General features: G+C 39.8%; 6 protein-coding genes. 1 reads left to right on the plus strand and 5 read right to left on the minus strand.

The window, feature by feature from the left end:
• Window positions 1-65 precede the first annotated feature (65 nt).
• Complete coding sequence (locus CWB72_RS19690) at window positions 66-1,760, minus strand: NAD-dependent malic enzyme (protein WP_138568403.1); 1,695 nt, start codon at window positions 1,758-1,760, stop codon at window positions 66-68.
• Between the two features lie 166 nt (window positions 1,761-1,926).
• The gene (gene ggt / locus CWB72_RS19695; protein WP_138634975.1) at window positions 1,927-3,684 is read right to left on the minus strand and encodes a gamma-glutamyltransferase; all 1,758 of its coding nucleotides are present in this window, start codon (window positions 3,682-3,684) and stop codon (window positions 1,927-1,929) included.
• Window positions 3,685-3,771: 87 nt separating this feature from the next.
• Here ggt and rrtA point away from each other — a divergent pair, with 87 nt between their 5' ends.
• Window positions 3,772-4,368, plus strand: coding sequence for a rhombosortase (gene rrtA, locus CWB72_RS19700; protein WP_138634978.1), 597 nt, complete (start codon window positions 3,772-3,774; stop codon window positions 4,366-4,368).
• A gap of 49 nt (window positions 4,369-4,417) precedes the next feature.
• Here rrtA and CWB72_RS19705 read toward each other — a convergent pair whose 3' ends face one another.
• The 3 genes from CWB72_RS19705 to CWB72_RS19715 all read right to left on the minus strand — a co-directional run bounded on the left by CWB72_RS19705 (window position 4,418) and on the right by CWB72_RS19715 (window position 7,613).
• Entirely contained in the window at window positions 4,418-5,194 is a 777-nt protein-coding gene (locus tag CWB72_RS19705) for an alpha/beta hydrolase (protein ID WP_171037368.1), read from the minus strand.
• Window positions 5,195-5,385: 191 nt separating this feature from the next.
• Complete coding sequence (locus CWB72_RS19710) at window positions 5,386-7,287, minus strand: S9 family peptidase (RefSeq protein ID WP_138634984.1); 1,902 nt, start codon at window positions 7,285-7,287, stop codon at window positions 5,386-5,388.
• A gap of 119 nt (window positions 7,288-7,406) precedes the next feature.
• On the minus strand, window positions 7,407-7,613 hold the full coding sequence (locus tag CWB72_RS19715) for a hypothetical protein (RefSeq protein ID WP_138634987.1): 207 nt from the start codon (window positions 7,611-7,613) through the stop codon (window positions 7,407-7,409).
• Window positions 7,614-7,778: the final 165 nt, after the last annotated feature.

The raw sequence follows: 7,778 nt of genomic DNA on the forward strand, positions 1-7,778 counted from the left end.
AAGCAAAATTAGACATAAAAAAAGCCAGCAAAATTGCTGGCTCAATTCATATCACAAATGATGTATTAAATACTACAACGCTTGTAATTACGGTACTCAGGGTACCAGTAATTTTTCTCTATTGCTTTAAGGATAGCTTCATCAGACATTTCTAATGCAACACCTTCTTCCATCGCTTTCTTCGCAACAGCAAACGCAATCTTCTTACTTAACGGTTCGATCTCCACTAGCGCAGGTAATAAACTACCTTTACCTGTATTTGCACGAGGTGAAGCTTCAGCAAGCATTTCACTTGATACCATCAGCATAGCATCAGTGATGCGCTTGGCTTTAGCTGCAATAACGCCTAAACCAATACCTGGGAAAATATAGCTATTGTTACACTGAGGAATAATGAACTTTTCACCGTTATATTCCACTTCACCAAATGGGCTACCAGTTGCAACAATAGCTTGGCCATTCGTCCACTCGATAACATCTATTGGATGTGCTTCAACTTGACGTGAAGGATTACTTAGAGGGAAGATAATTGGCTGCTCACATCCTGAATGCATCGCTTTAATCACTTGCTCAGTGAAAAGCCCTGGTTGACCAGAAACACCAATTAAAATGTCTGGTTTCGCACAGTGCATTACATCTAATAAAGACGCAAAATCACCACTATACTGCCAATCAGTTAAAGCATCTTTTTGTTGCACAAGTGCAGCTTGGAAATCACGTAGCCCTTCCATACCTTCAGTAAGTAGACCGAATCTGTCAACCATGTACACTTGGCTACGCGCTTGCTCGTCCGAAATGCCTTCAGATACCATTTGACTGATGATCTGCTCAGCAATACCACAACCCGCAGAGCCTGCACCAACAAACACCACTTTTTGGTCACTCAGTTTTACGTCTTTAACACGGCAAGCAGCAAGTAAAGAGCCCACAGTAACCGCCGCAGTGCCTTGAATATCATCATTAAAGCTACAAATCGTATCTTTATAACGCTTAAGTAGAGGCATGGCATTTGGTTGTGCAAAATCTTCAAATTGAAGCAGTACGTTTGGCCAACGACGTTTAACCGCTTTGATGAACAAGTCTAAGAACTCGTCATATTGCTCTTGATTAATACGCTTATGACGTGCACCCATATACATAGGATCGGAAAGTAGCTTTTCATTATTAGTACCCACATCAAGCATAACAGGTAGCGTGTAAGCAGGGCTAATACCGCCACAAACGGTATAAAGCGATAATTTACCAATTGGAATACCCATACCACCGATGCCTTGATCACCTAAACCAAGAATACGCTCACCATCAGTAACAACAATCACTTTTACTTTGCCTTTTGTCGCATTACGTAAAATATCGTCGATATTGTGACGCTCTTCATATGAAATAAATAGACCACGAGAGCTGCGATAAATATCAGAGAATTTTTCACATGCATCACCTACCGTCGGCGTATAAATGATAGGCATCATTTCTTCTAAATGATCGCGAACCAAACGGTAATAAAGTGTTTCGTTGTTATCTTGAATTGCACGAAGATAAATGTGCTTATTTAAGTTATCACTGAATGAAGAGTACTGCTGATAACAACGCTCTACTTGCTCTTCAATGGTTTCGAAACGCGGTGGCAATAACCCATTTAAGTTAAAGTTCTCACGCTCTGATTGACTAAATGCGCTGCCTTTGTTTAATAAAGGCGTTTCTAACAGGTTAGGACCTGAGTATGGAATGTATAGATAATTTGGATCGGTTTGTTTAGTCATATTTACTTGTAATGATACGTCTGGCTGATTTTATTATTACTTAGCTGTGAATAGGCAAGAAAGCAAAAAATTGCTTATAAATAAAAAAGGCGCTTTAACACAACTAGATAATTAAAGAGCCTTGCAGTATATCTTAAAAATATCACTAAACCTATGGGTTTAGCCGTCACTCACCGAGCACAATGCCCTCTCGTCGAGGATCTGCGCCACCTACAAGCTGACCTCCGACCAGTTCAATACCATGTAGACCTGAGTTCAAGTCCCGAATAAAAACTTTATGGCCTAAACTTTCAAAATAAGATTGATATTTTTCAAGCTCAGTGCCTTTTTCTAAAGTCGTTACTTTATTGCGATTAGTAATTTTAGGAAGGTCAATAGCAGACTGAATATCTAACTGCCAATCAAGTACACCTATCAATGTTTGCGCAACATAATTAATAATACGACTTCCTCCCGGTGAGCCAACAACTAAACGCAGACTGCCATCTTTGTTGAACACCATAACAGGCGACATAGAACTACGTGGACGTTTATTTGCTTCAACGCGATTTGCGCGTAATTGACCATTCTTCTTCGGGGTAAGGGCAAAGTCGGTTAGCTGGTTATTTAACAAATAGCCGTCAACCATGACTGTAGAGCCAAAGGCCATTTCGATAGAGCTGGTCATAGAGACTGCATTCCCTGCTTGGTCCACAATTGAAACATGCGTCGTTGAAGGCAGTTCATAGCTGTTATCAGCGGCATAACTTAACGTTCCATTTAACGGTTTACCTACAGGGACTTTGTGATTATCTCTGTCTGAAATCAGCTTTGCTCGTTCAGCTAAATATACGTCATCAAGTAATGCATCGGTTGGCACGGTCACAAAATCAGGATCCGCCACATAATGATTTCTGTCTGCAAATGCCAAGCGTGAAGCTTGGGTGAATAAGTGCAGCGCTTTGGGGTCATTAGGCTGATATTCGCTTAACTTTTTACCTTCAAGTAATTTCAAAATTTGCAGTACAGCAACACCACCACTACTCGGTGGTGCCATAGAGCACACTTTATAAGCATGATAAGACGTACAGATCGCGTCTCTATATTTACTTTGGTAATTTTCTAGGTCTGATAAAGACAATAACCCAGGTGCAATTTCAGAGCTTTGCACTGCATCAACCACATTTTCTGCATGTTGCCCTGTATAAAAAGCCGAAATACCCTGCTCAGATATATGCTTGTATAACATAGCCAATTTAGGGTTTTTACGAATACTGCCGACAGCTAAAGGTTGATCATCTGGGTAAAAGTACGCTTTCGCTTCAGGCAAACGGGTAAGGCCCGGATTAAACTTTTTAGATAACAACATATTCAGACGAGGCGAAACCACAAACCCTTGCTCAGCTAATTGAATTGCAGGCTCAAATAACTCGGCCCAAGCCAATTTACCATGTTCTTTATGCGCCTTATCAAAAGCATGCAGAATACCAGGTACACCCACCGAGCGACCACCTACAACGGCCTTAATCCAAGGTGCAGCTTTGCCGTTTTCGTCTAAGAATAAACCTGAGGTTGCTTTAGCTGGTGCTGTTTCTCTGCCGTCTAATGTTGTCAATGCATTTTCATTTTGATCGTAATGCAAAATAAAAGCACCGCCACCAATACCTGAAGATTGAGGTTCAACCAAGGTTAAAACCAACTGCGTGGCAATTGCCGCATCAATTGCACTGCCGCCCTTGTCGAGCATCAATTTACCCGCTTTAACAGCGTAAGGATTTGCAGCCGCAATCATATAATTATCGGAGATTTGCTTTTGCTTTTTTGTAAAACCAGTTGCAGCTTCTGGCTCTCTTACTTCTTGTTTTGGTGATACTTGACTAGAGCATGCACTTAAAAAGGCTACTGAGCATATAGATAACGCGAAAGGCAGAGATTTGAATGTCATAGTTGTTGTCATTAATTTTCAAGTTCTAGCTTGCATGATAAGAGTAAACGGGCAAAATATGCAAAAAATAAAAAAGAATATTGATTGATGATCCAACTGCCATTTGACAGAAAATATATACTGCCTCCCATTCTACTTACATTGCTTAGCAGCGCATTAATGGTTTTAAATACCAATGACTTACTTGAATTCCATCGAGACAAAATAGCAACAGGCGAAATTTGGCGGATATTTACCGGACAATTTGTACACGCGAACCCAACTCATTTACTACTTAATATTGTAGGTATTGGCTTCATATGGCTTTTACACGCTGAACATAGAACACAAAACCAATATTATACACATACCGCTTTTTTAGCTTTATGGACTGGGCTAGGCATTTGGCTATTTGTGCCAGATATAAAAATCTATACTGGGTTAAGTGGCTTATTACATGGCGTTATTGTTTGGGGCGCACTTAAAGACATCCAAGTCGGTATGCGTTCAGGCATATTATTATTCATTGGTATTTGGGGAAAGCTTGCTTGGGAGCAGTATTCTGGACCAAGCGCAGACGTCGGTGAACTGATCCAATCCCGCGTAGCCATTGAAGCACACTTAATTGGAGCCATCGGTGGACTGATTATGGGCTTACGATTAATTAAAGAAGAACTCTTAGTAAAATCAGAAAAGAAAGACTAAATATTAAAAAGGCCATAGAGTGACATGGCCTTTTTAATTAATAGACTCACTAGTCAATGAGCAATGCTCTCATCGCGTCATTCATTGCATGTTTGACTACTGGGATATGATCAACATCATAATCTAGTTTAACTATTTCGAGCTCTTTAAATTGCTCATACTCAAGCATTGCTTGAAACCAATCTACATAGCGGCCATTGCTAACACGACCTCTCGCAGCTATTAATATGGCTTTACTTTTTAAACGACGATCAAGCACGCCTCTGTCAGAAACAAGTAAAGGAGTTATTTCTGTATGCGCCCAGAAGCTACCATCAAACGAAACGTGCGCGCTAAAAAACGGATCTTGTGGATCATCCATTAACATGGCTAAACCTGCAAACAAACCAGTATAAGAGTGCCCAACTATACTGCGTTTAGAATGATTTATTGGATAATTAGACTCGAACTTTGGGGCCAATTCATTAACAATGAAATTAAAATAATCTTGTGCTAACGGCCATTGAGAATAATCCTCACGGTGCTTGTAGTTAGCATCGACAAAGTTTTCAATGCCAATAATAATCGCTTCAATTTCTTGTTTATCTAGGCTATCTGCCACTTTACTAAAATGCCACTCTGCGTCTAAAACATATAAAACAGGGTAAGTTTTATTAGCGCTTATGTTTTTTGGTAAATATAGCTGAATTGGATATGTAACACCTGTAATTGTAGATGAAACAGGCTCAAGAATGGAACGCTCGCCAGCTTGGAAAGGCTGAAGTGTCTGAGCACTTGGTTTTTCTGCACTGTCAGACCCTGAACCTCCACACCCAACAAGAAACAATAGAGAAAAACATAAGAGCAGCTTATAGAATGCTTTGAACGAGTAAGAAAAAAAATCAAAAACCTTATAAGTTTTAAAACATTAAAGTAGCAAAAAGTCACCTTATGCACGAATGCATTTATAAGTAAGTTGAATGAAAAACGCCAGAGCTCGAATCTCTGGCGTTTTGATAAACTACTAAAGCAAAATTGTTATAGAGTGTCTTCTAACCACTTAAAGAACTCACGCTGCCACACAATACCGTTTTGCGGTGTCAGTACCCAATGGTTTTCTTCTGGGAATAGTAAAAAACGACTTTTTAGGCCACGAAGCTTAGCAGCTTGGAAGGCCGCAATACCTTGCTCAAGTGGCACACGGTAGTCTTTTGCTCCATGGATAACAAACATAGGCGCATCCCATTTATCAATGTGATTGATAGGGTTAAATTGACCGTATGCTTTGTTCGTAGATGCGTTATTTTCCCAATAAGCACCGCCAAGCTCGTTATTTACGAAGAACAGCTCTTCAGTTGTGCCGTACATGCTGCGTAAGTCGAAAATACCACAGTGTGCAATAAAGGTTTTGAATCGGCCCTCATGGTTGCCTGCTAAATAAAATGCAGAGTAACCGCCGTAACTGGCACCTACAGCACCAATTCGAGACTTATCAACGTAAGACTCTTTCGCAACATCATCAATTGCAGCAAGGTAATCTTCCATTACTTGACCGCCCCAATCGTTACTGATGTCTCTGTTCCATTGCTCACCGTGACCTGGCATACCACGACGGTTAGGTGCAACAACAATATAGCCCTGAGAAGCCATTACTTGGAAGTTCCAACGGAAAGAATAGAACTGTGAAAGAGCAGACTGTGGGCCACCTTGTAAATAAAGAAGTGTTGGATATTTCTTCTTCTTATCAAAGTTAGGTGGATAAATCACCCAAGTCAGCATATCTTGACCATCAGTCGTTTTAACCATACGTTTTTCTACGTTTGGTAAATCAAGACCCGCATAGAAAGCATCGTTCTCTTTGGTTAGAGCTGTTAGCTTTTTACTGCGTAGGTCAAAGCGATAAATTTCACGTGCGGCATTCATGCTATTTCGTGTAACAACAAGTTTGTCTTTAAGTACAGCAACAATGCCATTTACGTCAAACTGACCTTTAGTAAGCTGTTTAATCTTTGGCTTAGATTTACCTTTTGTATTCACGGCAACCTGGAAAAGTTGGACCGTACCATCGATTGGCGCAATGAAGTAAATGCTTTTACCATCGTGACTCCACTTAAAACTATTAACTGTGCCATCCCAATGCTCAGTTAGGTTAAGCTCACGATTTTTAACTTTAACGATAATGTCGTTTTTGTCAGCTTCGTTACCCGCTTCATCCATTTGTAGCCAAGCTAAATGACCTTTTGAAGAGAACGCAGGATATTTATCGTAACCTAAGTTACTTTCAGTGATATTGGTCGTCTTTTTACTTTTCAAGTTATAACGATAAATATCAGTATTGGTGCTTTTTACATACTCGGTGCCAGTAAGCTTTTTACTTACATAATAAATGTATTCACCTTTTGGGCCCCAAGTATAATCAACGACACCACCAAATGGTGATGTAGGGCTATCAAACGGCATGCCCTTCATAATGTCGACTTTTTCTTCTGTCTTAAGATCTTGATAGAACACATGCTTATACTTGCCGTCTTTCCATGTATCCCAATGACGGTAATTTAAATCGTCGAACACATACGCATTGGCTTTGCCTAGCTCTTTGTAACGTTCTGTCGCTAGAACATCTTCTAGCTGTACTTTTTTGTGAAAAAGTTTTTTCGTACCATCAGGTGAAAGGCTTTTGTCAATCACAACACCTTGGTAGTTTTCTAATAGTTGTGCATCACCACCTTTTAGAGAAACTTGATAAACTTTGCTATCAAAATTGTTGTTTTTAACGCTTGGTGTCGTAACTTTATAAATGACGTGAGTTTTGTCTTTATTAAGGCCTAAAGCACTGACTCTTTTTAGTTCCCACAACTTTTCAGGTGTCATCACCTCATTGGCAAAAGCACCAACACTAAAAGCCAGTCCCAAGCTGACTGATACAATCGTTCGCATCATCGCGAATGTCCTCCAAAAATAAATCGATGTAAGAGTACATAATTAGAGGACGTGTGAATAGTAGATGAGATAATATAATGATTTATTTTATTAAAGTATGTTTGGTTTAAAAGCTGAGTCTAAAAAGCCCAACCTAACACTAAAGACAAGTCGTTTATTTTATCAGAATAAGTGACATCAGCGGAATATGTGCCCTGTTCGGTTTCTTTAATGCGAAATTGCGAGTACTCAATACCGATGAAAATACTATCTGAAACTTCAAATTCAGAGCCCTCTGAAAAGTATGTATCTCTACCACTATGGTTTTGTTCTTGGATATCATTCACAACCAACATAGCCGGCGAATGTTGTTTATAACGCCAATTAGCTAAAATAGCAGGCTAATATTAGCGACGAAGGAGCGCAAGCCTGCTGTTTTTCGTCGGATATTAACCCGCTTTTGCACACATCAAATTGTTATCTTTGTTTATTTTACGCTCATATTCACTTGG

Source organism: Pseudoalteromonas phenolica, from assembly GCF_005886345.1.
Classification (GTDB): Bacteria; Pseudomonadota; Gammaproteobacteria; order Enterobacterales; family Alteromonadaceae; genus Pseudoalteromonas; species Pseudoalteromonas phenolica_A.

Bases quoted from the DNA above. Each gene is read 5' to 3' on its own strand.
- CWB72_RS19690 (WP_138568403.1), bottom strand. From the start codon at position 1,760: ATGACTAAACAAACCGATCCAAATTATCTATACATTCCATACTCAGGT.
- ggt (WP_138634975.1), bottom strand. From the start codon at position 3,684: ATGACATTCAAATCTCTGCCTTTCGCGTTATCTATATGCTCAGTAGCC.
- rrtA (WP_138634978.1), top strand. From the start codon at position 3,772: ATGATCCAACTGCCATTTGACAGAAAATATATACTGCCTCCCATTCTA.
- CWB72_RS19710 (WP_138634984.1), bottom strand. From the start codon at position 7,287: ATGATGCGAACGATTGTATCAGTCAGCTTGGGACTGGCTTTTAGTGTT.